This is a genomic window from Streptomyces phaeochromogenes, from assembly GCF_001418655.1.
GTDB classification, from domain to species: Bacteria; Actinomycetota; Actinomycetes; order Streptomycetales; family Streptomycetaceae; genus Streptomyces; species Streptomyces phaeochromogenes.
This window is the reverse complement of record NZ_LIQZ01000122.1, coordinates 1-23,620: the sequence shown is the minus strand read 5'-3', so window position 1 is coordinate 23,620 and position 23,620 is coordinate 1. Positions and strand designations below refer to the sequence as shown.

At 69.6% G+C, this 23,620-nt stretch carries 24 protein-coding genes and 1 pseudogene; 13 read left to right on the top strand and 12 right to left on the bottom strand.

From position 1 onward, the window contains the following. Window positions 1-88 precede the first annotated feature (88 nt). Entirely contained in the window at window positions 89-778 is a 690-nt protein-coding gene (locus AOK17_RS17565) for a FadR/GntR family transcriptional regulator (protein ID WP_055613436.1), read from the top strand. Further along, window positions 775-1,233 carry a protein-tyrosine phosphatase family protein gene (locus AOK17_RS17560; protein WP_055613428.1) on the top strand — a complete coding sequence of 153 codons (459 nt, stop codon included), beginning with the start codon at window positions 775-777 and terminating at the stop codon, window positions 1,231-1,233. Before AOK17_RS17565 ends, AOK17_RS17560 begins: the two co-directional genes overlap by 4 nt. A 45-nt stretch (window positions 1,234-1,278) precedes the next feature. Here AOK17_RS17560 and AOK17_RS17555 read toward each other — a convergent pair whose 3' ends face one another. Then, a complete protein-coding gene (locus AOK17_RS17555) occupies window positions 1,279-2,928 on the bottom strand; it encodes a subtype B tannase (protein ID WP_245697204.1) in 1,650 nt (549 codons plus the stop codon). A 215-nt stretch (window positions 2,929-3,143) separates the two neighbouring features. Between AOK17_RS17555 and AOK17_RS17550 the strand changes: the two genes are divergently transcribed. Beyond that, window positions 3,144-4,373 (top strand): glycoside hydrolase family 113 protein, encoded by a 1,230-nt coding sequence (locus tag AOK17_RS17550; protein WP_055613427.1) that lies wholly within the window; start codon window positions 3,144-3,146, stop codon window positions 4,371-4,373. Window positions 4,374-4,426: 53 nt separating this feature from the next. Here the strand turns inward: AOK17_RS17550 and AOK17_RS17545 are convergent, their stop codons facing one another. Continuing rightward, a complete protein-coding gene (locus tag AOK17_RS17545) occupies window positions 4,427-4,999 on the bottom strand; it encodes a class I SAM-dependent methyltransferase (RefSeq protein ID WP_055613426.1) in 573 nt (190 codons plus the stop codon). A 55-nt stretch (window positions 5,000-5,054) separates the two neighbouring features. Here AOK17_RS17545 and AOK17_RS17540 point away from each other — a divergent pair, with 55 nt between their 5' ends. Further along, the gene (locus AOK17_RS17540; protein ID WP_055613425.1) at window positions 5,055-5,858 is read left to right on the top strand and encodes an AraC family transcriptional regulator; all 804 of its coding nucleotides are present in this window, start codon (window positions 5,055-5,057) and stop codon (window positions 5,856-5,858) included. Window positions 5,859-5,866: 8 nt separating this feature from the next. On the opposite strand, the gene AOK17_RS17535 is transcribed toward AOK17_RS17540, so the two are convergent. Then, complete coding sequence (locus tag AOK17_RS17535) at window positions 5,867-6,517, bottom strand: CGNR zinc finger domain-containing protein (RefSeq protein WP_063997241.1); 651 nt, start codon at window positions 6,515-6,517, stop codon at window positions 5,867-5,869. A 65-nt stretch (window positions 6,518-6,582) separates the two neighbouring features. Between AOK17_RS17535 and AOK17_RS17530 the strand changes: the two genes are divergently transcribed. After that, a complete protein-coding gene (locus AOK17_RS17530; RefSeq protein ID WP_055613423.1) occupies window positions 6,583-7,767 on the top strand; it encodes an MFS transporter in 1,185 nt (394 codons plus the stop codon). Between the two features lie 159 nt (window positions 7,768-7,926). On the opposite strand, the gene AOK17_RS17525 is transcribed toward AOK17_RS17530, so the two are convergent. After that, a complete protein-coding gene (locus tag AOK17_RS17525) occupies window positions 7,927-8,889 on the bottom strand; it encodes a serine protein kinase RIO (RefSeq protein WP_055613422.1) in 963 nt (320 codons plus the stop codon). A 193-nt stretch (window positions 8,890-9,082) separates the two neighbouring features. Further along, window positions 9,083-10,066, bottom strand: a complete 984-nt coding sequence (locus tag AOK17_RS17520; RefSeq protein ID WP_157881348.1) for a winged helix-turn-helix domain-containing protein — start codon at window positions 10,064-10,066, stop codon at window positions 9,083-9,085. A gap of 300 nt (window positions 10,067-10,366) precedes the next feature. On the opposite strand from AOK17_RS17520, the gene AOK17_RS17515 reads away from it, so the two are divergent. After that, complete coding sequence (locus AOK17_RS17515; RefSeq protein ID WP_157881347.1) at window positions 10,367-11,230, top strand: hypothetical protein; 864 nt, start codon at window positions 10,367-10,369, stop codon at window positions 11,228-11,230. Window positions 11,231-11,233: 3 nt separating this feature from the next. Here AOK17_RS17515 and AOK17_RS17510 read toward each other — a convergent pair whose 3' ends face one another. Together AOK17_RS17510 and AOK17_RS17505 are read right to left on the bottom strand one after the other, a co-directional pair. Beyond that, complete coding sequence (locus AOK17_RS17510) at window positions 11,234-11,509, bottom strand: DUF397 domain-containing protein (RefSeq protein ID WP_055613419.1); 276 nt, start codon at window positions 11,507-11,509, stop codon at window positions 11,234-11,236. Further along, window positions 11,491-12,324 (bottom strand): helix-turn-helix domain-containing protein, encoded by an 834-nt coding sequence (locus AOK17_RS17505; RefSeq protein WP_055613434.1) that lies wholly within the window; start codon window positions 12,322-12,324, stop codon window positions 11,491-11,493. The genes AOK17_RS17510 and AOK17_RS17505 overlap by 19 nt, the downstream gene beginning before the upstream one ends. Before the next feature lie 127 nt (window positions 12,325-12,451). Here AOK17_RS17505 and AOK17_RS48525 point away from each other — a divergent pair, with 127 nt between their 5' ends. The 5 genes from AOK17_RS48525 to AOK17_RS17485 all read left to right on the top strand — a co-directional run bounded on the left by AOK17_RS48525 (window position 12,452) and on the right by AOK17_RS17485 (window position 15,348). Continuing rightward, entirely contained in the window at window positions 12,452-12,679 is a 228-nt protein-coding gene (locus AOK17_RS48525; RefSeq protein ID WP_206190781.1) for a hypothetical protein, read from the top strand. Then, the gene (locus AOK17_RS17500) at window positions 12,676-12,891 is read left to right on the top strand and encodes a hypothetical protein (protein ID WP_055613418.1); all 216 of its coding nucleotides are present in this window, start codon (window positions 12,676-12,678) and stop codon (window positions 12,889-12,891) included. Before AOK17_RS48525 ends, AOK17_RS17500 begins: the two co-directional genes overlap by 4 nt. A gap of 35 nt (window positions 12,892-12,926) precedes the next feature. Then, window positions 12,927-13,544, top strand: coding sequence for a DUF1266 domain-containing protein (locus tag AOK17_RS17495; RefSeq protein ID WP_055613417.1), 618 nt, complete (start codon window positions 12,927-12,929; stop codon window positions 13,542-13,544). A 150-nt stretch (window positions 13,545-13,694) separates the two neighbouring features. Further along, window positions 13,695-14,441, top strand: a complete 747-nt coding sequence (gene recO, locus AOK17_RS17490) for a DNA repair protein RecO (protein WP_055613416.1) — start codon at window positions 13,695-13,697, stop codon at window positions 14,439-14,441. 58 nt (window positions 14,442-14,499) lie between these two features. After that, the gene (locus AOK17_RS17485) at window positions 14,500-15,348 is read left to right on the top strand and encodes an isoprenyl transferase (RefSeq protein WP_055613415.1); all 849 of its coding nucleotides are present in this window, start codon (window positions 14,500-14,502) and stop codon (window positions 15,346-15,348) included. A gap of 79 nt (window positions 15,349-15,427) precedes the next feature. Here the strand turns inward: AOK17_RS17485 and AOK17_RS17480 are convergent, their stop codons facing one another. The 5 genes from AOK17_RS17480 to AOK17_RS17460 form a co-directional block, all read right to left on the bottom strand. Further along, the gene (locus AOK17_RS17480) at window positions 15,428-17,866 is read right to left on the bottom strand and encodes a M4 family metallopeptidase (protein ID WP_079053085.1); all 2,439 of its coding nucleotides are present in this window, start codon (window positions 17,864-17,866) and stop codon (window positions 15,428-15,430) included. Window positions 17,867-18,238: 372 nt separating this feature from the next. After that, on the bottom strand, window positions 18,239-18,658 hold the full coding sequence (locus AOK17_RS17475; protein WP_055613414.1) for a Fur family transcriptional regulator: 420 nt from the start codon (window positions 18,656-18,658) through the stop codon (window positions 18,239-18,241). A 59-nt stretch (window positions 18,659-18,717) separates the two neighbouring features. Next, complete coding sequence (locus tag AOK17_RS17470; RefSeq protein ID WP_055613413.1) at window positions 18,718-19,632, bottom strand: metal ABC transporter permease; 915 nt, start codon at window positions 19,630-19,632, stop codon at window positions 18,718-18,720. A gap of 5 nt (window positions 19,633-19,637) precedes the next feature. Beyond that, window positions 19,638-20,435, bottom strand: a complete 798-nt coding sequence (locus AOK17_RS17465) for a metal ABC transporter ATP-binding protein (RefSeq protein WP_055613412.1) — start codon at window positions 20,433-20,435, stop codon at window positions 19,638-19,640. 22 nt (window positions 20,436-20,457) lie between these two features. Beyond that, complete coding sequence (locus tag AOK17_RS17460; protein ID WP_055613411.1) at window positions 20,458-21,420, bottom strand: metal ABC transporter solute-binding protein, Zn/Mn family; 963 nt, start codon at window positions 21,418-21,420, stop codon at window positions 20,458-20,460. A 229-nt stretch (window positions 21,421-21,649) separates the two neighbouring features. On the opposite strand from AOK17_RS17460, the gene AOK17_RS17455 reads away from it, so the two are divergent. Together AOK17_RS17455 and AOK17_RS17450 are read left to right on the top strand one after the other, a co-directional pair. Beyond that, entirely contained in the window at window positions 21,650-23,032 is a 1,383-nt protein-coding gene (locus AOK17_RS17455) for a glycine--tRNA ligase (RefSeq protein WP_055613410.1), read from the top strand. Window positions 23,033-23,340: 308 nt separating this feature from the next. After that, window positions 23,341-23,620: pseudogene (locus tag AOK17_RS17450) on the top strand (DUF4394 domain-containing protein); the annotation flags it as partial.

The window sequence follows — 23,620 nt, the reverse complement described above, 5'->3', positions numbered from 1 at the left end:
CGACTCCAGGAACGACAGCCCGAGCCAAGAGGGCCCCCGGAACCCCCGGAACTCCGTCCCCCGGGCGCGCTCGGTCCGTGAGCCGCGGGTGAGCAGTCAGATCCGGCGCGAGGTCATGCAGCTGATCCTCGACCGCAGGCTCCGGGCCGGCGCGCCCCTGCCCACCGAGGCCGAACTGATGGAGTCCCTCGGCGTCAGCCGCAACTCCGTCCGCGAGGCCCTCAAGGCACTCCAGGCCCTCGACATCGTGGAGATCAGACACGGCTACGGCACCTACGTCGGCGAGGCGTCACTGACCCCGCTCGTCGACGGCCTGACCTTCCGCACGCTGGCCCAACAGGGCGACGACACAGGCGCGTTGGCCGAGATACTCCAGATCAGGGAGGTCCTGGAGGAGGGGCTCGTCCGGCGGGTCGCGGGCACTCTCTCGGACGCGGAGCTGGAGCGGCTGGAGGCCGTGGTGGAACGGATGGAGGAGGCGGGCCGGGCAGGCTGTCCGTTCCCCGAACTCGACCGGGAATTCCATGAGTTGCTGTACGCGTCACTCGGAAACGCCCTGGTGCCACAGCTGTTGGGCGCCTTCTGGACCGTGTTCCGGCGGGTCGCCGGTGTGCGGGGCTGGACGGACGATCCGACACCCGACGTGACGGTCCGCCGCCACCGTGACATCGTCATCGCCTTGAGAGCAGGAGACGTGGAGGGGGCGCAGAAAGCGATGGCGGACCATTTCCGCGGTATCGAGGCGCGGGCCGCGCAGGAGTCACGGGGGGTCGGATGAGCGAGGGCTGGGACGAGGGGGCGGCAGGTGTACTGCGGCTGCCGTCCGGGCGGTTGGTACGGGGCCGGGGGCTGCGGCACGGACTCGACCCCTCGGCGGTCCCGCCGACGTACGGCCTCTATCTCCTCGGTAAACAGCCGCCCGAAGTCCCTTGGGACACACGGTGGTTGAAGTGGCCGGACTTCTGGCTGCCCAGGGACAGGGCGGACGCGCGGAAGGTCCTCACGGAGACCTGGGGGCGCGCCGCGGACTCCGGCGAGCGCGTCGAGGTCGCCTGCGGGGGCGGTCGCGGACGGACCGGCACGGCACTGGCCTGCCTCGCCGTCCTGGACGGCGTACCGCCCGAGGAGGCCGTGGAGTTCGTACGACGGAACTACGACCGCCACGCCGTGGAGACGCCGTGGCAGCGGACGTACGTACGTCGGTTCGAGGAAGGAGCGGGGCCCGGTTCATGACGGGAACGGGCCCCGCTGCTCTGGGGGTGGGGCGGCGGCTGGGTGCTACTTCGCGGAGCGCTTCTTGTAGCCCGTCACCTTGGCGATCCAGGCCATGAAGTCGGCCGGGTCCTCGTTGGAGCCGTGCGCGCCGTCCCAGTACATGAAGGCGTCGACGTCGTCGCCCAGGTTCTCCAGGCTCAGCGCGAGGTTGCCGACGACGGTCAGCGAGGTGTCGCTGTCCTTGGTGCCGACCCGGATCCACCAGTGCTTGGAGCGGGCCGGGTTGCGCTTCGCGATGAAGTGCATCGGGTTCATCAGGTCGATCTTCCCGGGCAGGTCACCGGGGAGCCGAGCGCTGGCGCTGCCCTCGTGGCGCAGGCTGTAGAGCGTGAAGTGGCGGGCCTTCGTGGTCCCCGTACCGAACAGGTTGTTCTCGCCCGAGGAGAGGTCGAAGGCGTCGAACGCCGGGGTGTCCTTCTTCCGGGCGCCCACATGGGTGAGGAAGTCGGCCCAGGAGAAGGTCGCCTTTCCGCCGGACCAGGTGATGAAGGTGTTCGCGGCCAGGTAGGTCGCACGGGCGGAGTCCGACAGGGCGGCGAGGTACTTGGTGGCCGACGGCTCCAGATACGTCTTCACCAGGTACTCGTCGAGGTTGCGGGCCGTGACGGTGCCGAAGCCCTTCGCCCGCAGCTTGAGGGACGCCTGGTAGTCGGCGAACGCGGTGCTCAGTTCCTTGGACACGGTCCGGTCGACCAGCGAGCCCGAACTCAGCTTGTTGGCGCCCCAGTTCCACTCGTACGCCATGTCGGCGTGTTCGAGGTCGGTGATCGGGCACCAGTCGCCGCTGGCGAAGACGGCGTCGCTCGCGTCGGCCGCGCCCAGCTCCTTGAGGTACGTGTCGTAGAGCGGGCTGTCGCCGGACGCGCCGAGCAGCGCGGACAGCGCGCCGCCCGCGCTGGTCCCGGAGGAGACGATCCGGTCGGTGTTGCCGGGGATACGGCCCTTGTTGGCGCGTACGTACCTGACCGCGGCCTTCAGGTCGACGATGGCGGCTGGGGCGGTGCCGTAGTACGTGCCGTCCGAGTCGACGAGGGTGCGGCCCCGGGCGCCCGGCTCCACGACGACGTACCCCGTCACCAGGGCCAGCTTGCCGAGGTTGACCATCTCGCCCTGGGCGTTCACCATCGCGTTGCCGCCGGACTGCACGCCGCCGGTGCCGGTGCCGCTTGACGCGGAGGCGGACGTACTGGGTGAGGCGCTCGCGCCGCCCGTCGCCCCGCCGCCGGGGCCGCCGGTCATCTCGCCGCCGCCCACGCCGGTGGCCTCCGCGACGGACGAGGGCATGTAACCGCCGACGGAGTTGGCGAGGAGGATCGGGGCGCCGGTGGCGTCCACCGCCTTGCCGTCGATCTCGACCGGAACGCTGACGTTCAGGCTCTGGTACTTCTCGTCGACCGGCTTGGTGACGTACGTGATGGCCTTGTAGAAGTGGTACTTCACCTCGTGCTTGTCACCGGCGGCGTCCGTGATCGTCGTCGTCAGTTCCGTGTACGCGTCCTTGTCGAAGGCGAGGGCACCCGACGCGCCCGACGCCCTCGCTCCGGATCCGCCGGACGCCTGCGCGCTCAGGGCGAAGCCGCCGGCCGCCGCGACGCCCGCGGTCGCGCCGATCCCCAAGACGACACTCCTGCGCTTCACTGCCCTGTGCTTCACGATGTCTCCCACGTCCGCCGATCTCGTTGTCGCGAACGTAATTCGGTCGCGACAAAAGTGTCAACAATTCTGTAAATGACATGGTCAACGCTCAGGAACTCATGGCTGGCACACAGCTCCCGGCCACTTCCGGCGGCGGACGTTCATCCCTTGGTCGGGGCGCCGTAGACCATCGGCCGACAGCCGGAAGCGCCCCGGCTCAACAGACTGGCGGCATGGAGAACACGGGGAACGGCAAGGGCAAGGGTGAGAGCGCGGGGATCAGCAGGGCGCGGTTCATGGCAGCAGCGGCGGTCATGGGGGTCGGAGCGGCGGCGGGACTGCCGGCCACCGGGGCGTCGGCCTCGACGCCCCCGTCCAGGTCGCCCTCGCCCTCGCCCTCGCCGTCTAAGTCGCCCTCGCCGCGAGCCGCGGCCGAGGGCGATGCGCGCGGGCTCACGCACCGAGGCGTCGTCTACACGGTCGGGGCAGGGGAGACCCCGGGGACGGCGTGGAGCGAGCGGCGGATGCGCGCCGACGTCCGGGCGATCGCGGACGACCTGCACGCCGACACCGTCGAGGTCACCGGGGACGGGGTCGAGCGGCTGAACGCCACGGCGAGCGAGGTCGCCGGGCGCGGGCTGCACGTCTGGCTGCAGCCGACGCTGGGGGACGTGCCGGAGCGGGAGATCCTGGAGCACCTGGCGGAGGCGGGCCGGCACGGGGAACGGCTGCGGAAGCAGGGCGCCCGGGTCACGCTCGCCGTGGGGTGCGAGTTCTGGCTGTTCGTGCCGGGGATCGTGCCGGGGGCCGACGTCTTCGAGCGGATCGACAACCTGGAGAAGGGCAACTTCGATCTCGCGAAGGTGCAGAAGCGGCTGGCCGCGTTCACCGCGAAGGCGGCGGCGGTCGGGCGGTCGGTCTTCCGCGGCAGGCTCAGTTACGCCGCCATGCAGGACCCGACGTTCGAGAACGTCGACTGGAACCTCTTCGACATCGTGGGGATCGACTACTACTCGTACTTCCCGCAACGGGCCGACTACGTACGTGAGTTGCGGAAGTTCCAGCGCTGGGGCAAGCCGCTCGCCATCACCGAGTTCGGCACCTGTACGTTCGTCGGCGCCCCGGAGCAGGGCGGGATGGGCTGGAGCATCGTCGACTACGGCAAGACACCGCCGGAGATCAAGGGGAACGTGGTGCGCAGTGAACGCGTACAGGCCGCGTACCTCACCGATCTCCTCGATGTCTTCGAGTCGATGAACCTGCACGCGGCGATGGCGTTCGAGTTCGTCACCGCCGACGCTCCGCACCGCCCCGACAAGCCGCTCTACGACCTCGACATGGCCTCGTACGCCATCGTCAAGCCCATCAAGGACCGCCCCGACGACCCGAGTTCGGGCTGGCACTGGGAGCCGAAGGAGGCATTCCACGCGGTGGCCCGGCACTACGGCCGGGCGGGCTGCTGAGCGGTCCGCGGCCGGTCGGGTTCACGGGCGTGTTGGCTGCTGAGGTGTCGGGTTCAAGGGCGGGTGGCGCGGAAGCGGACGGAGCCGGATTCGGGGTGCCGGTCCACCGACACGTCCGTGAAGCCCGCCTTCGCGAGACGGTCCGGAAGGCCGGCCGGATCCACCGTGTTCATCGTGTCCCGGAAGTGCAGCACCCGGAACCTGAAGCTCGGCTGGCTGTCGCACCCGGCGAAGACACCGCCGGGCCGCAGCACGCGGTGCGCCTCCGCGAAGATCCGGTCCTGCTGGGCGGCCGTCGGCACGTGGTGGAGCATCACGAAGCAGACGACGGAGGAGAAGCTCCCGTCCGGCAGCGGCATCGCGGCTCCGTCGGCGTGCAGGATCGTGGCCCGGTCGCCCCACTTCCCCTCCAGCAGGGCGGCCGTGCCCTCGTCGATCTCGACGGCCGTGACACGGGGGACCTGTTCGATCAGTACGCGCAGATTCGCGCCGTAGCCCGGACCGATCTCCAGTACGTCGTCGCCGAGGGGTACGTCCGCCAGGGTCCAGGGGAGGATGTGGTCCCTGGTCGTCAGGGCCCACTTCTCGGAGCTGCACAGCTTGCGGTGTGCTCGGTTCATCGGCATGGGACGACGGTACGAGCGGGGTGACGGTGTCCGACACGGGCTACGCTGCCGTTTCATGTCGCCAAACGGACAGCCGGCCGGACAGCCGGTCGGGCAGTCGGCCGGACAGCCTTCCGGGCCGCCGGCCGCCACCGCGATCTTCGTCGGCCACTTCGCGATGCCGAGGGGCAGCGGGTTCGGCCGACACCGGCATACGTTCCACCAACTCGCCTGGGCCGCAAAGGGGTTGCTGCGGGTGACCAGCGAGCGGGGCGCCTGGCTGCTGCCGCCCTCGCTGGCACTGTGGATCCCCGCCGGGCTGGCCCACACGACGGAGGCGGAGGGCGACGCCGTCATGCGGACTCCGTACGTGAACCCGGCGGCGTGCCCGGAGATCACCTGGACCGAGCCCACGGTGGTGGGCGTGGACCCGCTGCTCCGGGCCCTCGTCGACCACCTCGTACGCACCGACCTCGCCCCGGACGCCCGGTCGCGGGCCGAGGCCGTACTCCTCGACGTACTGCGTCCCGTACCGGTGACGAGCGTGTCCGTGACCGAGCCCCGGGATCCCCGGACGCGGGCGGTGGCCCGGGCCCTCGCCCAACACCCGGACGACGGGCGGGCGTTGGAGTCCTGGGGCAGGGAGGTCGGCGCGAGCGCCCGTACCTTGGCCCGGCTCTTCGTCGCCGAGACGGGCCTCGCCTTCGGCCAGTGGCGCGAACGCCTGCGCATGCAGCTCGCGATGCCGCTCCTCGCCGAGGGGCTGACGACGGAGGCGGTGGCCCGGCGCGTGGGTTACGCCTCCGCCAGTTCCTTCGTGGCGGCGTTCCGACGGATCGTGGGGGTCACGCCCAGGCAGTACTTCCCGGTCTGCGACTGAACCACGTACTACGAGTTGCCCGAGCCCGAGCCCGAGCCCGAGCCCGAGTGCGATTTGGTGTCCGTGGCCCTCTGCCCCCGGCGGTGGGCCGCGACGCGTTCGCGGGTCGCGCAGCGTCGGGAGCAGTAGCGGCGGGCCGGGCCCGGGCCCGAGGTGATGTAGACGTTCCGGCAGGCCGGGGAGGCGCACAGGCCGCCGGGCGGGCGCTGGTGGTCCCAGAGGAGGACGGTCAGCGCCAGGCAGGACGAGGTCAGGAACCACTCGTCCCAGGGGGCGTCGTCGTGGCTGTCGAGGTGGGGGTGCCATGGAGCGCTGCCGCCGTGCGAGGTGAGCCGCAGCGGTCCGGTCTGTTCCGCCAGCAGGCGGTTGAGGGCAGCAGCGGCGGCGTCGACGTCCTCGGCGGCGAAGACCTCACGGAGGAGGAGAGCGGCCACACGCATCCGTACGACGTCGTCCGGGGCGAGCTCGACGGGCTCCGACTCGCCGTACTCCCGCAGTACTTCGGCGACGGCGACGGTGGCGGCTTCGACTTCGGCTGCCGACTTGGGCTGTGGCTCGCGGTCGTCCGTACCGGACAGGGCGTTGATCAGGGCCGCGGTGCGCCGGGCGTTGGCCAGGACGGAGTGCCGCGTGGACCAGTCGTCGGTGAGGGCTGCCATGGACCGAATGTAGCGCGTGTAACGCATATTGCGCAGGTTTGAGTTACGTACGTAACGTCGTCCTGATGAAGAGGCGTTACGCGATGGGGTCCTTCCTTGCCGGGGCGGCAGCGGCGCGGGCGGGTGACGAGATGTCCGGCCCGGCGCTGTTGCTGGCGGGCTACGCGGTCGGAGGGTCGGCCACGGAGGCGTCGGCGCTGCTCGCGGGCATCACGGTCTCGGCGGCGGTCGGCGGCCCGCTGCTCGGCGCGCTCCTCGACAGGTCCCCGAGGCCGGGCCGCCTGCTGGCCCGGGCCCTCGCCCTCTACGGAACGGGCCTGGTGCTGATCCTCCTGAGCCTCGGCCGCCTTCCCCTCGAACTCACCGTCCTGATCGCCGTGTTCACGGGACTGCTCGGTCCGGCCCTCTCCGGCGGCTGGACCGCCCAACTCCCCAGGGTCGTACCCCGCGAACGGATGCCGCGAGCGAACGCGCTCGACGCGATGACGTTCAGCCTGGCGAGTCTGGTCGGCCCGGCACTGGCCGGAGCGCTCGCGCATCTCCTGGGAGCACCGGCCGCCGTGGTGGCGTCGGCGGCGCTGATCGCCTTCGCCCTGCCCGCGGCGTGGACCCTGCCGATGGGCAGGGACCGGGACCGGGACCGGGACAAGACCCCACCAGCTGCATCCCTGACCGCCGACCTCGCCGCAGGCATCCGCGCCATCACCCGCACCCGACCACTGGCCCGGGCCACCCTCGCCTCGGTCGTCTCCTGCACGGGCCTGGGCATGCTGATCACCTGCACCCCGTTGCTCGGCGAGCGGGCCTTCGGTTCGGCCGCCGAGGGCACGCTGCTCCTGACCTGCACGGCGGTCTCGGCCCTCGCCGCCAACGCCGTACTCGCACGCCGGCCCCGGACCATCGCGCCGGACACGATCATCTGGTCCAGCACACTGCTCCTGGCGGTCGCGCTCGTACTGTCCGCGACAGGCCACCCGGTCCTGGTCGTGGCGGCGGCCCTGACGGCGGGCGTGGGCGAAGGCCCGCAACTCGCCGCGCTGTTGGCGATCCGGCACCGGGAGTCGCCGGAACGCCTGCGCAGCCAGGTCTTCACCACAGGCGCCAGCCTGAAGATCACCGGCTTCGCGCTCGGTGCGGCCGTCGCGGGCCCGCTCGCGACGTACTCACTGCCCACCGCGCTCCTGACGGCCGCGGGGGTCCAACTCGTCGCGGCCCTGGGCTTCCACGTCTTCCGTGCCGGGTCGTGCTGAGCCAGTGGCTCCCCAACAACGACACCGCGTCGAGCGGGCGAAACGCAACGGGTGCGGGCAGCCGGGGCGATCCCGCTGACGGCGGTGAACCCCGACCACCCGCACTCCGTCGTGTCGGCCGGACGGCCAACCAGTCGGCCAACCAGCCGGCCGTCCGGTTCAGAAGGCGTGTGCCATCAGTTCCGCGAACAGCGCGTCTTCGTCGACGTCGAGGCCCCGCGAGCGGAACCAGCCGCAGATGTTGGCGCAGTCGCGCTGGAGGAAGGTCATCCCGTTGAGGTTGCCGACCAGGTCGACGATCTGCGGCAGGTCAATGACGACCAGTCGCTCGCCCGCCGCCAGGATGTTGTACGCCGAGAGGTCGCCGTGTACGAGGCCGTTCTGCACCATCGTCGCGAGCGCGTCGGTGAGCTGCTCGAAGTACGCCGCCAGCAGCTCGGGTGAGGGCCGGGTCTGGGCGAGCCGGGGCGCCGTCTGGACGGCGTCGTCCTCGTCGAGGACGGTGATCCACTCCATCAGGATCTCGGTGCCGTCGATCTGGACCGGGTAGGGAACCGGCAGCCCGAGGTTCCAGAGCCGCACCAGCGCACTCCACTCGGACACGGCCCACTCGCCGGCCGCGACCTGTCGGCCGAAGGTGCTCTTGCGCTTGATGGCCCGCTCGTCGCGTGAGCGCTTCATCGAGCGGCCCTCGGTGTAGGACGCGGAGCGGTGGAAGGACCGGTGCTCGGGGGAGCGGTACCGCTTGGCCGCCATGACCACGCCGCCGGCGGGGTCGCGCTGGTCGGCGCGCTCGACGAGGTGGACGTCGGCCTCCTTGCCGGTCTTGAGGACACCGAGCTCGGTGTCGATCGCGCCCTGCGAGGTCACCACCCAGTCCGGGCGCGGCTCGGGTCCCCGGCAGAGGGGTTCCACGCTGAGCCAGGTCGACCAGCGCTGGCCGTCCGGGAGGTCGTCGTAGGCCTGGAAGTCGAAGACGAACCGGTCGTCGAGGTCGTCCAGTACCGCGTCGCCCGGTGGCGGGACGTGCCGGTAGGGGGCGGCGGTGAAGTCGTCAGGAAAGGCCGGTTGCTGAGAGCTCTGAGGCTGCTGAAGGTGCTGCGAGAGATCGTCGTGAGACATCGCTGGAGGTACTCCATGAGGCAAGAGAGAGGCGGTCTGCGGGCAGGCCGAGGACAGTCGTGGTCACCGTCGTGCCTCCTCTCGTGGAGCACCGGGCAGCTCCCGGTTTCCCGCCCATGGTGAGGGGCGGACAGGGGGAGCTGCAACCGAATAAAGCCGAGCCGCGTCGAGCGGCTCCAGTGGTAACGGAGCCCTACTGGGTCAGCAGCTCGACGAGGGCCTCGCCGCGTGGAGTGAGGCTCATTCTGACGGACTGGCCGCGCCGCTCGCGGACGAGGAGGCCTGCGTCCTCCAGTTGGTGGCAGTGGTAAGTGACTGTTGCCGGAGTGCAGTTGAGGTGGGCGGCCGTCTCGCTCACGGTCGGGCCGTGGTGCAGGTAGCGGAGGATCCTCGCCCGGACCCGGCCGGCGACGTGGCTCAGCGCGTCGTGGGACTCCGCCAGGGGCTCCTGCACGTTCCAGGCGAGCGCCAGACCTCGGGCCGGGTAGCCGAGCGAGACGCTGTCCTGGGTGTCGAGGCTGAAGATGGAGGCGTTGGTGCCGGACAGCAGCGGGACCAGGAGGAAGCGCCGGTCGCCGACGGCATGGTCGCCGATCCGGCCGCCGTTGTAGACGAGATCGTCGCCGTCCAGCCTCCACAGGCCGTTGAGCTGGGACAGGACGATCCCGATCTGCCCCGTCACCGAGGCGATCCCGACGCGCTCGGCCTCCCGCTCGTAGACGGCCCGCGTCCGCCGCAGCGCCGGCGCGCACGTCGTCCGGACGGCGTCCAGCGCGTCCGCGAAGGCCACGGCGTACCGGCGGGGGTCGCGCAGCGCCGGCTCCCACCGGTCCGGTATCCGCCCGCCGAACGTGAAGTCGATCCCCGCCAGCACGGTGTCGGCCGACAGGTCACGCATCCGCGCCAGCGCTTCGCGGATCTCCTGGTCCGAGCCGGCCGCGTCCATCGACAGCCAGTCCGGTATGGGCGACACCCCGGGTACGAAGAGCGGGGGCAGCAACTGGGCGGCGTCCCGCGGCAGTCCGGCGCGGACGGTTCGCCGCACGTGCGGGAGCACACCCTGCGGACGGCCACCCAGGGCATCGACCAGCAGAGAGACCAGCGTGGTGCCCGGCCGGTACGCGACCTCGACCTTCAGCCGGTCGACCGGCCCCAGCCGCACCCTCGACTCCGCCACAGATCCCTCCCCGGGCCACGTGGTCCCACCGCCCATGTCACCACGCTCGACACCGTCGGCGCGCCTGAGCTTTTAGACGAAATTCGAAAGCGTTGTTCCGCACTCCACCACCCCGCACGCTGGGTGGTGACAGCGCCGGGCAGTTCGAGGCCGGCAGGCACGCGGCCCCACGCGGGGGAGGGGGCCGCGACGCCACCTCACCACCGGCACGAGCCCGGCGCTGTCCTGCCCCGTCGGCTCCGTGCCGCCGACCCCCGGAATCCCGGCGCCGCGAACCGCCCCCGCCGCTACGATCCGGCCATGTCAGACAGATCATCAAGAGACGGTGCGAACGAGATCGTGCTGGCCGGCGGAGGCATCACGGCGCGGTTCGACGGGCAGCGGCTGCGGCTCGTCCAAGGGGCCACCACCTGGACCGTGCCCGTACGCGCCCTGCGGGCCGCCGAGTTGACGCCCGACGGTGACGTACGCATCGACCTGAGCGGGGATCCCGGCGCCGCACGGCACGGGCTCGGCGCGGGTGTTTCGATACCGACCCGCAACGCCCACGCGGCCCGGGCCTTCACCGAGTCGCTCCAGCGAGCCCTGGACACCACGACCGCCGTGCCCGACGGACACGCGCTGGTCCTCGTGGACACCCGGCAGCCGAGCATGAGCCCACGGGCTCGCCGCGGCCTCATGGTCGGCATCGGGGCCGTCGCCTACGCCGCCGTGCTCCTGCTCATCGGGCAGTACGGCGCGGGCGACACCGGTCCGGTGATCCTGGCGTTCGGCTGGCTGGGACCCGGCGGCCTGGGGCTCCTGTACTTCTGCTGGGTCCGGCTGGTACGCGATCTCGTCGTCCTGCGCCGCCGCGGCATCACCGTCTCCGGCCGCAGCGAGGGGACGGTACGGGGGTTCGGGGGCAACGTCTTCTACTTCCAGAAGCTCAGCTTCCGGACGGCCGAGGGAAGGGACCTCACGCGGGTCGAGTCACGCGGCTCGGTGGGGGGCATCACGACGGGGGTGGGACGACTCGATGTCACCTACGACCCGCTCGACCCGAGCCGGGCAACGGGCCCGCTCACCGTCAACCACGTCGGCTGGACACTCGTCCTGGTCGTCTGTGGCCTGGTCGCCACGCTGTTCTGGGCGGTCGGGCTGTACGTCGCCCTGACCGGCTGACGCTCACCGCCCGAGCCCCCCGACGAAGGCGAGCCACGCGTTGGCACCGACCAACAGGAAGGGCCCGCCCACGACTTTGCTGTCCCGCACGGGCACGACACCGGGGACGCCGTCGGCGACTTCGAGGCAGTCCTCCCCGCCGCTGCCGCCGCTGTAACTGCTCTTGCGCCAGCGGGCGGCGCCTATGAAGTCGTAGGCGACCTCGACGCAGCTGCCGCCGTTGCCGTCGCTGTACGTGCTCTTGCGCCAGTGGGCGTTGCTCAGGTCGAACTCGCGCATCGTCTGTAGTCCTCAGCCGCCGATTCGACCAGGGCCAGGGACGCCTTCGGCGACAGCACGGCGACCCTGAGCAGATCGTATGTCCCCTGCATGCGCTTCACCAGGGCCGGATCGTCGAGCAGATTCCCCGAATACACGGCTTCTGTATAGGCGATTGGGGGAGCGTCCGGGAACTCCATGAGCGTCATCATCCCGGCCATCGCAGCGAACGCTGCCGCCGAGTACGGGAGGACCGTGACCAGTACCTTCTGCTCGCGAGCCATGGTGACCACGTGCTCCAACTGACCGGCCATCACGTCCGGCCCGCCCACCGGGATGCGCAGCACGTTCTCGTGCAGGATCGCCCAATACTCGGGCCGTGTAGTGCCGTCCAGGATGTGCGCACGCTCCAGCAGGGCCGCGACCCTCTCCTGCACGTACTCCCCGGTGGCGAAGGGGTTGGTCGCCAGGGTGACGGCCTCCGCGTACGCCGAGGTCTGCAGGAGGCCCGGTACCAGCACCGGCGCGAAGTCGCAGAGCTTTGTTGCGAGGCGCTCCAACTCCACAACCGTCGCGAAATACTCCGCATACCGCCGGTCATCGATGAGCTTTCGCCACGTGCGCTCGAAAAAGCCGTCGGTTTGCAGGACCTCGTCGATCCTCTTCGCCACATCCAACTGCGGTTTCCGAATGGCCTGTTCGAATTGCCCGATGTAGCCGCCCGACACAAAAACGCGATGACCCAAGTCCACTTGGGTTAACCCCGCATCCTCGCGGCGCCTCTTCAACTCCGTACCGAAGAACTCCCAAGCAGCCTGTCGCGAACCATTGGCCATGGCCAAGCCCCCTTGTACTGCCGTGTACTGCACCGACGTTGCTGAGCGTAGAGGTCTTCCAAAGTCTAAGCGGCAAGCGTCACCGTGGAGATGAAAAGCGTGAAACCCAATTGGAAAGGGGAACACGGTGAAGGCTGACGGGATCGGCCACGCCGCACAGCACTCGGCGGCGTGTGTCGAACAAGCGGAGGAAACGGTGAAGGAATTGCGCGCGGCACTGGCAACCGCAGGAATTAAGTTGCCGACACTCGGGATCGACCCGGCAAGTTTGGCGCGGGAGGCCCCTTGTCCGCTCGTCGAATTGGGACGGTGTTCCGTCGAGACGGCGGCGCGACTCGCGGCGGTGCTGGGATGAAGCCGAAGGTCGGGACGTACGTCGTCGACACGAGGACGGGAAGGGTGGGCGTGGTGATGGGGCACGAGGGACCCTACGTACAGCTCAGGCCGTACGGCGGCGGCAAGGAGTGGGACTGCGCACCGGACACCGTCCGGGGAGCCACCGCGGCGGAACGTCTCAGCGCGGCCACCGCGTACGCCAACGCACGCAGCCGTGGCGAGGTCCCCTGAAACGCCCGGAGGGGCCTGTCATAGGGTGCTGCGCCATGGCGATATGGATATGGAAACGTCGCAGGCGGAAGGCCGCGCGCAAGTACCCCGTGCCGCTCACCATGCACCAGCTGTGGATGGTGTCGCTCAGCGCGCCGGTGAACCGTGACAAGGACTCCTCGCGGACGACCCTGTACCCGTTCACCCGCATCGACGACGACAAGGCCGGGCGCTGGCTGGCCGACCAGTGGGAGATCACCTCGCGTGACGAACTGGTCGGCCGGCTCGACGGCCTCGCCCGGTCCGGTTACCGCGCCGGCGCCCGGCGGCGGCTCGGCGGCGTCGAGCCCCTGGCGTGGGACGCGGGTCTGTACGTCGACATCACCCGCCGGGGCTTCGCGTGCGGGATGCTCGGCGAGGCCGACGCGTGGACCGCGCTCAAGAACATCGTCCCGGCGGTGGTGAGGTCGTACGCCTCCTGGAACGAGTACGCCGAGCACTACCTGCTCGGCAGGATGGTCTGGCGGGAGAATCTTCAGGGCACCCCGGACGCCCCGGCCCCACAGGCCGTCTCGGACGCCCATCTGAAGTCCCTCCTGGACCCCGCGAACCGGGCCAGCCCGTGGAACATGGCGCCCTGGCACGCGATCAGCCACCCCGACCACACCCGCTGACTCCGTACGCGAGAATGGGCCCATGAGCCTGTTCCGCGACGACGGCGTTGTCCTGCGCACCCAGAAGCCGGGTGAGGCGGACCGCATCATGCTGCAGTCTCCCGGGGGACGACCCCCGTACCCCCAGCCGGAAACCCGCGGGGGCGCGCGATGAGTCTCTTCCGGGACGACGGTGTCGTCCTGCGCACCCAGAAGCTGGGTGAGGCGGACCGCATCATCACGTTGCTCACTCGCGGTCACGGGCGTGTGCGGGCCGTCGCGCGGGGCGTGCGGCGGACCAAGTCGAAGTTCGGGGCGCGGCTCGAACCCTTCTCCCATGTCGACGTGCAGTTCTTCGCGCGGGGGAGCGAGCTGATCGGGCGCGGGCTGCCGCTGTGCACGCAGAGCGAGACCATCGCTCCGTACGGTGGCGGGATCGTCGCCGACTACGCGCGGTACACCGCCGGGACGGCCATGCTGGAGACCGCCGAGCGGTTCACCGACCACGAGGGCGAGCCGGCCGTGCAGCAGTATCTGCTGCTGGTGGGCGGGCTGCGGACGCTCGCGCAGGGCGAGCACGAGCCGCACCTCATCCTCGACGCCTTCCTGCTGCGCTCACTCGCCGTGAACGGCTACGCGCCGAGCTTCGGCGACTGCGCGAAGTGCGGAATGCCGGGACCGAATCGGTTCTTCTCGGTCGCCGCGGGAGGTTCCGTCTGCGTCGACTGCCGGGTGCCCGGCAGCGTCGTACCCTCGGCAGGGGCCCTCGAACTGCTCGCCGCGCTGCTGACGGGCGACTGGGCGACCGCGGACGCCTGCGAGTCGCGGTACGTCCGCGAGGGCAGCGGTCTGGTGTCGGCCTATCTGCACTGGCACCTGGAGCGCGGACTGCGCTCGCTGCGGTACGTGGAGAAATAGGCAATAGCAAGCAGAGAAGTACCCGTAGGCACGTCACGTAAGAGGAGACGAGAAGCACATGGTGGTACGCGGGATCCTGGGGCGCCAGCGCCGCGAGTACAAGACGCCGGAGCCGCACCCGTCCGGCGCCCGCTCGCCCAAGCTCCCCGGCGAGCTGATCCCGAACCACGTGGCGTGCGTGATGGACGGGAACGGCCGCTGGGCCAAGGAGCGCGGGCTGCCGCGCACCGAGGGGCACCGGGTCGGCGAGGGTGTCGTCATGGACGTCCTCAAGGGCTGTCTGGAGCTGGGCGTCAAGAACCTCTCGCTGTACGCCTTCTCGACGGAGAACTGGAAGCGGTCGCCCGAGGAGGTCCGCTTCCTGATGAACTTCAACAAGGACGTCATCCGGCGCCGCCGTGACGAGATGGACGAGCTCGGCATCCGGATCCGCTGGGTCGGCCGCATGCCCAAGCTGTGGAAGTCCGTCGTCCAGGAGCTCCAGATCGCCCAGGAGCAGACGCAGAAGAACGACGCGATGACGTTGTACTTCTGCGTCAACTACGGCGGTCGCGCCGAACTCGCCGACGCCGCGAAGGCGTTGGCAGCCGATGTCGCCGCCGGGAAGCTCGACCCGGACAAGGTCACCGAGAAGACCATCCAGAAGTACCTCTACTACCCGGACATGCCGGACGTGGACCTGTTCCTGCGCCCGAGCGGCGAGCAGCGCACGTCCAACTACCTGATCTGGCAGTCCAGTTACGCCGAGATGGTCTTCCAGGACGTCCTGTGGCCCGACTTCGACCGCCGCGACCTGTGGCGTGCGTGCGTGGAGTACGCCTCCCGCGACCGCCGCTTCGGCGGAGCGGTCCCGAACGAGCAACTGCTGGAGATGGAACGGGACATGAAGGGCAACACCGAGGTCTGAGCACAACCCGTACGAGCTGGCACAGCGGCACCCGGCGTTCCCACGCCGGGTGCCGCTGCCGTACGGGGAGGGACAGGGGTCAGCCGGTCGTCACCGCCGTGTCGTCGATCACGAAGCTCGTCTGCAGCGAGGAGTCCTCGACACCGGTGAACTTCAGCGAGACGGTCGTACCGGCATAGGCCGACAGGCTCAGGGACTTGGCGACATACCCGCTGGCCGCGTTCAGGTTGGAGTAGGTGGCCAGAGTCGTCGACCCGGCGGTCACCGTCAGCTTGTCGTACTGCGTGCTGGTGGTGGTCTCCGCCGTGTCGACGTGCAGGTAGAACGTGAACGTGGTGCCCGTGCAGCCGCTCGGGATCGTCACCGACTGGGACAGCGTGTCGGTGTGCGTCGAGCCGTAGCCGTCCAGCCAGGCCTTGTACGAGCCGGTCCGGGCCGCCTGGCTGCTGGAGTTGGTGATGACCCCGCTGGTGGCCGTCCAGGTGGTGCTCCCGGACTCGAAGCCCTGGTTGCCCAGGAGCTGCGCCGAGGTGCAGGAGCCGCCGCCGCTCGCGCTGACCGTCCAGGTGAAGGACGCCGTACCGGTGGCGCCCGTGCTGTCGGTCACCGTGACGGTGCTGCTGTACGTGCCCGCTGTCGTCGGGGTGCCGGAGATGGTGCCCGTGGAACTGCTGATCGACAGGCCCGTCGGCAGACCGCTCGCCGCGTACGTCAGCGTGCCGCTGTTGGTGCTGCTGGCCGTGATCGCCAGGCTCACCGCCGTGCCGACCGTGGACGACTGGCTGCCCGGGTTGGTGACTGTGACCCCGGTGGTCGGCACGGTGATGTGGCTGCCGACGTTGACACCGGCGAAGGCGTTGCCGACCCCGGCGTACTGGGTGGAGCTGCTGCCGTAGAGCGCCGCGGCGGCGTTCAGCGCGGCGGTGCGGGCCTGGGCGTACGTGGTGCTGGACGTCATGTACGTCGTCAGCGCCTTGTACCAGATCTGCAGGGCGGCGGCCCGGCCGATGCCCGCGACGGCGACACCGTCGGAGGTCGGGCTGTTGTAGGTCACGCCGTTGATGGTCTTGGAGCCGCTGCCCTCGGAGAGCAGGTAGAACATGTGGTTCGCCGGGCCCGAGGAGTAGTGGACGTCCGCACTGCCGATGCCGGAGTACCAACTGTCGTAGGAGGAGCCGTCCTTGTCGGGCTCGTCCATGTAACGCAGCGGCGTGCCGTCGCCGTTGATGTCGATCTTCTCGCCGATGAGGTAGTCGCCGACGTCCGTGCTGTTGTTGGCGTAGAACTCCACACCGGTGCCGAAGATGTCGGAGGTCGCCTCGTTCAACCCGCCCGACTCACCGGAGTAGGTGAGGTTCGCCGTGTTGGAGGTGACGCCGTGCGACATCTCGTGGCCGGCCACGTCCAGCGAGGTGAGCGCGTGGGTGCTGCTCGTCCCGTCGCCGTACGTCATGCAGAAGCAGTCGTCGTCCCAGAACGCGTTGACGTACGCGCTGCTGTAGTGGACGCGCGAGTAGGCCGCGACCCCGTCGTTCTTGATGCCGCTGCGCCCGAAGGTGTTCTTGTAGAAGTCCCACGTGGTCTGCGCGCCGAAGTGCGCGTCGACACCGGCGGTCTGGGTGTTGGAGCCGGACCCGGTGCCCCAGGTGTCGTCGGCGTCCGTCATCAGGGTGCCCGTGCCGGACGTGCCGTTGTTCAGGCTGTACGTCTTGTGGGTGCCGCGCGTGGTGTCGTTCAGCTGGTACGTCGAACCGGACAGCGTGGTGCCGATGGTGACCGTTCCGCTGTACTGGCTGTTGCCGGTGCCGGTCTTGATGTCCTGGTACTGGTAGAGCTTCGCGCCGGTCGTGGCGTCGGTGATGACGTGCAGCCTGCTGGGCGTGCCGTCGTCCTGGAGACCGCCGATCACCGTCTCCCAGGCGAGCTTCGGGGTGCCGCTGCCGGCCCAGATCACCTTGCGGGCGCTGTCGGTGGTGGCCTTCTCGGCGTCCAGGGCCTTGGCCGCGCCGAGTGCCTTGGTCTCGGCTGCCGACTTGCTGAAGGCCGGGGTGGTGGAGGGCACCTTGATGGTCTGCTTGGTGTTGAAGGTGCTGCTCACCGTGCCCGAGGCCTGCGAGGCGGGCGGGGTGTGCACCACGACGTCGCCGCCGAGCACCGGCAGCCCGGCCCATGTGCGCTCGTAACGGGTGTGCAGTGTGCCGTCGTTGTCCTTGACGACGTCCTTGACGACCAGCTTCTCCTTGGCACCGAGGCCGAGGGTGGTGGCGGTCTTCGTGGTCTTCTGCGTCGCGCTCTTGATCAGCGCGGTGCGCTGGGTGGGGGTGAGCTTCGCCTCCTGGGCCCCGGTGCGCAGGGGGCTGGGGCTCGGTGCCGTGGGCTTGGCGGCGGCCGGGACGGTCTGGACTCCGACGGCCAGGAGCGCGGCGGTGGCGACCAGTGCGCCGGCCGCGGTGGCCCTACGGGCGGATCTGGCGGATCCGGCGGATCTGTGGGGGGTGTTGCTGGTGGATCGTCTCACTCGGGACTCCTATGAGGGGTGGGGGTGCGCGAGACGTGGGGGATGGCTGGGGGAACATTGGCACCGTTGATGAGTGCATGTCATCAGCGCCCGAAGAGGTCGAGGGTTATCCCTCTGTCACATGGCGTTACTTTGCGTTGCCTTGGTGAGGACTTGGCGGCCCTGAAACACGACCGACCACAACCGGGCATGACTCAGCCGACCGACGAATGAACGCCGACCGGCTGCTTTGTTCCAGGGACGCGACCCTGCTTCTCAGGCGCGGCCCCACTTTTCAGGGGCGCGGGGAACTGCGCAATCCTTTAGGGGCGCGAGGAACTGCGCGAGCAACCCCGACCGGGCAGCACCCGAAAGCGAACTCCCGCTCCCCGCCTACCCCTTGGCGCGCGCAGCGCACTCCGCACAGGTGCCGAAGATCTCCACCGTGTGAGCCACGCTCACATAACCGTGCTCCGCCGCGATGGCCTCCGCCCACTTCTCCACGGCCGGTCCCTCCACCTCGACGGCCTTGCCACAGACACGGCACACGAGGTGGTGATGGTGGTCGCCGCTCTCACAGCGGCGATACACGGATTCGCCGTCCGACGTGCGCAGGACATCGACCTCGCCCGCGTCGGCAAGGGACTGCAGCGTGCGATACACCGTGGTCAGCCCGACGGAGTCGCCCTTGTGCTTGAGCATGTCGTGCAGGTCCTGGGCGCTGCGGAACTCGTCCACCTCGTCGAGCGCCGCCGCCACGGCGGCACGCTGCCGGGTGGAACGGCCCCGAACGGGCGGTCCAGCGGTAGTCACCGTTGCCTCCAAACGTCTGCGGCTTGCCGGGCCATTGTGCCAGCCCGGACCGGGCGCAGTCAGACGCCGACCTTTCCGGTGGGTGCGCGCGTGGCCGGAATCGCGCACTCCGCCGGATCGCCGGCCTCCTGGGCCGCGGCCTGCGCGGCGGCCCGCGCCCTTCGCCGGGCCAGTGGTGTCGCCAACGCCGTGAGCAGGATGAACACGCCGATGGTCAACAGGACGATCGTCGCACCGGGCGGCACGTCCTGGTAGTACGAGGTCACCGTGCCGCCGATGGTCACGCTCACCCCGATCGCCACCGCGATCGCGAACGTGGCGGCGAAACTGCGGCTGAGCTGCTGCGCGGCGGCCACCGGCACCACCATCAGCGCGGAGACCAGCAGCAGGCCGACGACCCGCATGGCGACCGTGACGGTGACCGCCGCGGTGACGGCCGTGAGCAGGTTCAGGGCCCGCACCGGCAGCCCGGTGACCCGCGCGAACTCCTCGTCCTGGCTCACCGCGAACAGCTGCCGCCGCAGCCCGACCGTGACCAGCACGACGAAGGCCGCCAGCAGACAGATCGCCGTCACGTCCTCCTCGGAGACCGTGGAGAGCGAGCCGAAGAGGTACGAGGTCAGGTTGGCGTTGGAGCCGCCGGGCGCGAGGTTGATGAACATCACACCGCCCGCCATGCCCCCGTAGAAGAGCATCGCCAGCGCGATGTCGCCGCGCGTCTTGCCGTACCAGCGGATCAGTTCCATCAGGATCGCGCCGACCACGGAGACGGCCGTCGCCATCCACACCGGGGACCAGGAGAGCAGGAAGCCGAGGCCGACGCCGGTCATCGCGACATGGCCGATGCCGTCGCCCAGCAGGGCCTGGCGGCGCTGCACGAGGTAGATGCCGACGGCGGGCGCGGTGATGCCGACGAGGACGGCGGCGAGCAGGGCCCGCTGCATGAAGGCGTAATCGAGGATTTCGAGGTTCATGGCGATCAGCTCAGCAGTCCCGTCCGGATCGGTTCGGCGTCGTGAGCCGCGTGGGGGTGTACGTGGTCGTGGCCGGGCAGCGCGTGCTGGCCGAGGGCCTGCGGGGGCGGGCCGTCGTGCATGACACAGCCGTCCCGCAGCACGACCGCGCGGTTGATCAGCGGCTCCAGCGGACCCAGTTCGTGCAGGACGAGCAGGACGGAGGCGCCCTGGGCGACCTGCTCGCGCAGGGTCTCCGCGAGCACCTCCTGGCTGGCCAGGTCCACACCCGCCATCGGCTCGTCCATGATCAGCAGCTCGGGCCCGGCGGCGAGGGCACGGGCGATGAGTACGCGCTGGTGCTGCCCGCCGGACAGCGCGTTCACCGAGTCCTTGGCACGGTCCGCGAGGCCGACCAGGGCGATGGCCCGCTGAACCGCCTCGCGGTCGGCCCTGCGCAGGACACCGAAGCGGGCCCGGGACAGCCGTCCGGAGGACACCACCTCGGTCACCGTGGCGGGCACCCCGCCGGCGGCGGTCGTGCGCTGCGGTACGTAACCCACGCGCGACCAGTCGCGGAAGCGGCGCCGCGGGGTGCCGAACAGCTCGATCTCGCCGCTGGTGACCGGCACTTGGCCGATGACCGTACGGACGGCCGTCGACTTGCCGGAGCCGTTGGCGCCGAGCAGCGCGACGACCTCACCGCGGTTCACGGTGAGGTCGATACCGCGCAGGACGGGGCGTGAGCCGAGCTCGGCCGTCACACCGCGCAGGGAGATGACCGGCGATGCGCCGGGCTCGTCCCTCGTGCCGCCGTCCTTCATACCGCCACCCTCCGGGGGTTGGTCATTTCGCGCCCAGTGCCGACTGCAGCGCCTTGAGGTTGGACTCCATCACCTGGAAGTAGTCGTCACCGCGGGACTTCTCCGTGATGCCCTCGATCGGGTCGAGCACATCGGTCTTGAGGTTCGCGTCCGCGGCGATGGTCTTCGCGGTCTTGTCGCTGACGAGGGTCTCGTAGAAGACCGTGGAGACGCCGTCGGCCTTGGCCATCTTCTCAAGGTCCTTGACGCGGTTGGCGCTGGGCTCGTTCTCCGGGTCCAGGCCGTTGATGGCCTCCTCGGTGAGGCCGTAGCGCTCGGCGAGATAGCCGAAGGCCGCGTGCGTGGTGATGAAGACCTTCGTCCTCGTGTTCTTGAGGCCGTCCTCGAACTGCGTGTTGAGGCCGTCCAGCTTCTTCACCAGGGCCGCGGTGTTCTTCTTGTAGTCCGCCGCGTTGTCCGGGTCGGCCTTCTCGAAGGCCTTGCCCACACCCTCGGCGACCTCGGCGTACTTCACGGGGTCGAGCCAGATGTGCGGGTCCTCGCCGGCGCCCTCCTCGCCCTCGTGGTCGTCGTGCTCGGCCGCGTGGCCGCCGACCTCGTTGCCGTGCTTCTCCAGGCTGGTGAGGGTGGCCGCGTCGATCTTGGTCTTGATCTCGGACTGGGCGACCGCGTCGTCGACGGAGGGCTGGAGGTTCTTCAGATAGAGGGCCACGTCCGACTCCTGGAGCTGCGCGGTCTGCTTGGCGCTGATCTCCAGGTCGTGCGGCTCCTGGCCGGGCTCGGTCAGCGTGCTCACACTGACGTGGTCCCCGCCTATTCGCTCGGCTATGAACTGCAACGGGTAGAACGACGCCACGACGTCGAGCTTCCCGCTGTTGCCGTCGGCCGCGTTGGACTCGGACGAGCAGGCGGAGAGCAGCCCGAGACCCAGGGCGGTGGCAGCGGCGACCGCGGTGCCGGATACAAGACGTCGTCGTACGTTCATGACACCCATTTTCAACAACTCTGGAAACGATTGTCAATAACGCGTCTTGTGATCTGGGCTTCATCCCGATATGGGAGGGGTGTGGCGCGAGGGGTGGGGACGGTGCGCGGCCAGGAGCCCAACCGATTTGATCCGGGGGCAGGGGCCGCCGGTAATCTGAAGCATTCGCTCTGAAGCATCGCTGTGAAGCAACCGCTTCGTCGCCCGTCGTCGTAATGAAGAGAGCACCGTGGCCGCCGACAAGATCGACACCATCGTCAGCCTGAGCAAGCGCCGTGGCTTCGTCTACCCGTGCAGTGAGATCTACGGCGGCCAGCGAGCCGCCTGGGACTACGGGCCGCTGGGTGTCGAGCTCAAGGAGAACATCAAGCGCCAGTGGTGGCGCTACATGGTGACGTCGCGCGAGGACGTCGTCGGTATCGACTCGTCCGTGATCCTGGCCACCGAGGTCTGGGTGGCCTCCGGCCACGTCGCCACTTTCTCCGACCCGCTCACCGAGTGCACCTCGTGTCACAAGCGGTACCGCGCCGACCACCTTGAAGAGGCGTACGAGGCCAAGCACGGCCGCACCCCCGAGAACGGCCTGGCCGACCTCAACTGCCCCAACTGCGGCAACAAGGGCACCTTCACCGAGCCCAAGCAGTTCTCCGGCCTGCTCTCCACGCACCTCGGCCCCACCCAGGACAGCGGCTCCGTCGCCTACCTGCGCCCCGAGACCGCGCAGGGTATTTTCACCAACTTCGCCCAGGTCCAGCAGACCTCGCGCAAGAAGCCGCCGTTCGGCATCGCGCAGATGGGCAAGTCCTTCCGCAACGAGATCACGCCCGGCAACTTCATCTTCCGCACCCGCGAGTTCGAGCAGATGGAGATGGAGTTCTTCGTCAAGCCGGGCGAGGACGAGAAGTGGCAGGAGTTCTGGATGCAGGAGCGCTGGAACTGGTACACCGGTCTTGGTCTCCGCGAGGAGAACATGCGCTGGTACGACCACCCGGCCGAGAAGCTCTCGCACTACTCCAAGCGCACCGCCGACATCGAGTACCGCTTCCAGTTCGGCGGCAACGAGTGGGGTGAGCTGGAGGGCGTCGCCAACCGCACGGACTACGACCTCTCCGCGCACTCCAAGGCCTCCGGCCAGGACCTGTCCTACTTCGACCAGGAGGCCGGCGAGCGCTGGACCCCGTACGTCATCGAGCCGGCGGCCGGTGTCGGCCGCGCGATGCTCGCGTTCCTGCTGGACGCGTACGTCGAGGACGAGGCGCCCAACGCCAAGGGCAAGATGGAGAAGCGGACCGTTCTGCGGCTCGACCCCCGTCTTTCGCCGGTGAAGGTCGCGGTGCTTCCGCTGTCGCGCAACCCCGAGCTGTCGCCGAAGGCGAAGGGGCTCGCCTCCGCGCTTCGCCAGAACTGGAACATCGACTTCGATGACGCCGGGGCCATCGGCCGTCGTTACCGGCGGCAGGACGAGATCGGTACGCCGTTCTGTGTGACGGTGGACTTCGACACGCTGGACGACAACGCGGTCACCGTTCGCGAGCGGGACTCGATGAAGCAGGAGCGCGTGTCGCTGGACCAGATCGAGGGGTACCTGGCGAGCCGCCTCATCGGCTGCTAGTCGCTGGCCGCTGGCTGCTTTGCGGGTGAGTGTCTGCGTGGCTGGTGTTCGCTGCCGACTGCGGGTTCGTCGTGGCTGGTTGCGCAGTTCCCCGCGCCCCTGAAAGCAGTAGGTTGCCGCGGCTCTGAAGCGGAGGGGTCCGCGCCCCTGAGGAAGAAGGGGCGCGGACCCCTTTCAAATGCCCCGGTTTTGTTACGTCCGTAACGGATGTAATGGAACCGGGGTTTTTGCAATCCGGGAGGCCGGGGGTTCCGAAGGAGGGGCAGACGGTCCGCAGGGGGCGGGCCGGCACCTTCACGGGGGTACGGATGCGCAAGCAAGCAGTCATGGGCGTACTGGCGATGGCGGTGGCGCTCGGGACGGTCGGTGCCGTCGGTGCCGGGGCGTTGGGCGGGTCGGCGGAGAAGGGCGACTCCGGGGCCGGGGTCGAGGCCAAGGGTGGTGGGGGCGGGCTGCCGGGGGCACTCGCGCCCAGTGGGCTGCGGGCCGGCGGGCTCACCGCGGACCAGAAGCTCGTCCTGTTCCGCGTCGACCGGCTGGGAGCCGCGGTGCCGCTCGGGAAGGTCGACGGGCGCAAGGGCGACCGGA

Coding starts and splice junctions, on each gene's coding strand:
- AOK17_RS17560 (WP_055613428.1), top strand. CDS start 775: ATGAGCGAGGGCTGGGACGAGGGGGCGGCAGGTGTACTGCGGCTGCCG.
- AOK17_RS17550 (WP_055613427.1), top strand. CDS start 3,144: ATGGAGAACACGGGGAACGGCAAGGGCAAGGGTGAGAGCGCGGGGATC.
- AOK17_RS17545 (WP_055613426.1), bottom strand. CDS start 4,999: ATGCCGATGAACCGAGCACACCGCAAGCTGTGCAGCTCCGAGAAGTGG.
- AOK17_RS17540 (WP_055613425.1), top strand. CDS start 5,055: ATGTCGCCAAACGGACAGCCGGCCGGACAGCCGGTCGGGCAGTCGGCC.
- AOK17_RS17535 (WP_063997241.1), bottom strand. CDS start 6,517: ATGGCAGCCCTCACCGACGACTGGTCCACGCGGCACTCCGTCCTGGCC.
- AOK17_RS17530 (WP_055613423.1), top strand. CDS start 6,583: ATGAAGAGGCGTTACGCGATGGGGTCCTTCCTTGCCGGGGCGGCAGCG.
- AOK17_RS17525 (WP_055613422.1), bottom strand. CDS start 8,889: ATGTCTCACGACGATCTCTCGCAGCACCTTCAGCAGCCTCAGAGCTCT.
- AOK17_RS17515 (WP_157881347.1), top strand. CDS start 10,367: ATGTCAGACAGATCATCAAGAGACGGTGCGAACGAGATCGTGCTGGCC.
- AOK17_RS17510 (WP_055613419.1), bottom strand. CDS start 11,509: ATGCGCGAGTTCGACCTGAGCAACGCCCACTGGCGCAAGAGCACGTAC.
- AOK17_RS17505 (WP_055613434.1), bottom strand. CDS start 12,324: ATGGCCAATGGTTCGCGACAGGCTGCTTGGGAGTTCTTCGGTACGGAG.
- AOK17_RS17500 (WP_055613418.1), top strand. CDS start 12,676: ATGAAGCCGAAGGTCGGGACGTACGTCGTCGACACGAGGACGGGAAGG.
- AOK17_RS17495 (WP_055613417.1), top strand. CDS start 12,927: ATGGCGATATGGATATGGAAACGTCGCAGGCGGAAGGCCGCGCGCAAG.
- recO (WP_055613416.1), top strand. CDS start 13,695: ATGAGTCTCTTCCGGGACGACGGTGTCGTCCTGCGCACCCAGAAGCTG.
- AOK17_RS17485 (WP_055613415.1), top strand. CDS start 14,500: ATGGTGGTACGCGGGATCCTGGGGCGCCAGCGCCGCGAGTACAAGACG.
- AOK17_RS17470 (WP_055613413.1), bottom strand. CDS start 19,632: ATGAACCTCGAAATCCTCGATTACGCCTTCATGCAGCGGGCCCTGCTC.
- AOK17_RS17465 (WP_055613412.1), bottom strand. CDS start 20,435: ATGAAGGACGGCGGCACGAGGGACGAGCCCGGCGCATCGCCGGTCATC.
- AOK17_RS17460 (WP_055613411.1), bottom strand. CDS start 21,420: ATGAACGTACGACGACGTCTTGTATCCGGCACCGCGGTCGCCGCTGCC.